General features: G+C 55.7%; 2 protein-coding genes. Both read right to left on the bottom strand.

The window, feature by feature from the left end; translation table 11 throughout:
- Positions 1-61 precede the first annotated feature (61 nt).
- Positions 62-853, bottom strand: coding sequence for an IS21-like element helper ATPase IstB (gene istB, locus MNODULE_RS24305; RefSeq protein ID WP_168063793.1), 792 nt, complete (start codon positions 851-853; stop codon positions 62-64).
- Complete coding sequence (gene istA / locus MNODULE_RS24300; RefSeq protein WP_168063792.1) at positions 850-2,346, bottom strand: IS21 family transposase; 1,497 nt, start codon at positions 2,344-2,346, stop codon at positions 850-852. The genes istB and istA overlap by 4 nt, the downstream gene beginning before the upstream one ends.
- Positions 2,347-2,462: the final 116 nt, after the last annotated feature.

Genomic DNA, 2,462 nt, shown 5'->3' with positions numbered 1-2,462 from the left:
TGTAAATGATCAAGTAAAAAGGACCCACCGCGATAAAGTAAAATGGACCCACCCCTCTGGGTTATAAGGTTGCTGTTTGGACTGCTTCCTTCATTCTTTTCTGGCTGCTCTTGAAGCGATACGATTCCCCATTCATCAGGAACACCTGGCATCGATGGGTCAGCCGGTCCAGCAGGGCCGCGGTGAGTTTTTCTTCCGCAAAGACCTTGATCCACTCTGAGAACTCTAAATTGGTGGTAATGATTACAGAAGCTCGCTCGTAACGCTGGGCTAAGACCCCGAAGAGCAGCTGTGCCCCTTCCTGGGTCAGAGGAACATATCCGAGTTCATCAATGATCAGTAGCGCCGATTTCTCGATTTGCTTCTCCAATCGCAGGAGTTTTTTCTCGGATCGGGCTTCGATGAGCTGGTGGACGAGCGAGGCGGCGGTGTGATAGCTGACCCGATGTCCTCTTCGGCAAGCCTCAATGCCTAAGGCGATCGCAAGATGCGTCTTTCCCGTGCCGTGGTTCCCCATGAACACGATGTTCTCCCGGTTTTGCAAATAGTCGCATTGGATCAGCTGCAAGACCTTCTGCTTCTTCATGTTCGGCAGTTGTGTGAAGTCGTACTCTGCGATTTCTTTGATCTGGGGGAATCCGGCATGGGCGATTCTCTTCTTCACCGCATTGCTCTCTCGGGTCGTCACTTCCGTCTCCAGCAGCGACAGAAGGAACGCCTCGTACGATTTATTCTCCTTGCCGGCGGCTTGGGCCACCTTCGGGTAATCCCGGGCGACAGTCGGCATCTTAAGCCGCTTTAAATAGCTGTCTAAGAGTGGATCTCGCGCATGGAGTGCTGCATCCTGTCTCATGAGGGGACCTCCATCAGCGCGTTGTATCGCTGAAGGTCCACCGGCGCAACCTGAAGGGAGCAGAGGGCATCGTCCAGATTCAGAGAACAGGCCTGCGGGAGGAAGGGACGCTCGGAGTGCTTTAGAAGTAGCATCTGTACTTCGTCGGCTCCCAGACATTTAAGTTCCTCCGCTTGCTTCAAGGCGACTGCAATCTGATCGGTCGTGTATTTCTCATGCAGAAGAAGGATCCGGATGTACTCTCGGTCTCCTTTGGTGCTTTTCTCCTGTAATTGACGCCGGGCGCGCTCGAAGATCTCAGGAAGGGGCCACCCTAAAAATGCCTTGCCGTGACGAAGCAGCGCTGGGCGTCGCTGAAGCAGCGGAACGTAATGCGTGGGGTCGAGGAGGTCCTGATTCTGGCCGTAGCTCCTCTCATGGGTGGCGATGACCTCCCCCTGGCAGAGGATCTCAATCCGCTCAGGATACGCGAGCACACTGACGCTTTGATGGGCATAGGCGACCGGAACCGAATAGCGGTTGGTCCCCACCCGCACCTCCGAGTACCGCCCTACCGTGCAGTGTTGTCTGCGGCAGCAAGCATAATCGATGGCAGGCAGCGGCGCTAGATGGGCGCGCTCGGCTTCGAATCGATTTAAAACCCGCTCTCCTTGGTAGATCCGCTCACCATCCCGCTCGCACCATTTCTCTAAATGGAGGTTGAGCTCATCGAGGGAAGCCACTTCCGGAATCGGAACCAAGGCGTTCCTCCTGACACAGCCGACCAGCCCTTCCACATGGCCTTTCTCGTTCCCTTTGCCCGGGTTGCAGAAGTTCCCTTCGAACAGATAGTGTGATCGCAATGCAATAAAGTCCGGGTGCTCGATCCGCTGGTGTCCTCGGAAGACCTTCTTCACCAGGGTTTTGGGATTATCGAAGGTGACTTGCTTCGGAACCCCGCCGGTGGATCGAAAGGCCCGGACCAGCCCGTCGAAGAGGGCCTCCTGCCGCTCGGTCCGGTAGGCCCGGACAAACCGGCGGGTGGAGTAGCAGAGCTGATAACAAAACAGGTGAACGGTCGCCTGCCGGCCCGCCAAATAAATCTGGGCTTCTCCGAAATCAACCTGGGCTTCCGATCCGATTCCATGCGCGATCGGGACAAAGACCGAATCCATCTTCGGCCGCCTCAGCCGCACATAGCGCCTGATGTTCGATTCACATCCGGTAAAGCCTTGCTCCTCCACCAATCGTACAAAAATGCGATGCGCCGTGTGTCGCTGCTTGATCGGCCGGCTCTCATCTTCCTGAAGCCACTGCTCGATGATCGAAACATACGACCCGATCACCGGCAAACGATAAGGCCGCCTGCGGCGATAAACCGCAACGCCGCTCTCTTTTAACGCCTGACGCACCACCCGACGGCTGTGCCCCAACTCCCGGGCAATCCGCCGGATCGGCTTCTTCTCAACATAGTAGGCCCTTCGTATCCGCTCTTTCTCTTCCACTCCCACCATCTCCTTCCTCCTGTATCTCGGTCCAACCGATCATACAGGATCATTGAATGGGGGTGGGTCCATTTTACATTATCGCGAACCTTCCAAGTGGGCCCACTTTACTTTATCATTCACAA

The organism is Candidatus Manganitrophus noduliformans (assembly GCF_012184425.1).
GTDB classification, from domain to species: domain Bacteria; phylum Nitrospirota; class Nitrospiria; order SBBL01; family Manganitrophaceae; genus Manganitrophus; species Manganitrophus noduliformans.
Note: the sequence above shows the minus strand (reverse complement) of the source record. Positions and strands in the feature narration are given on the sequence as shown.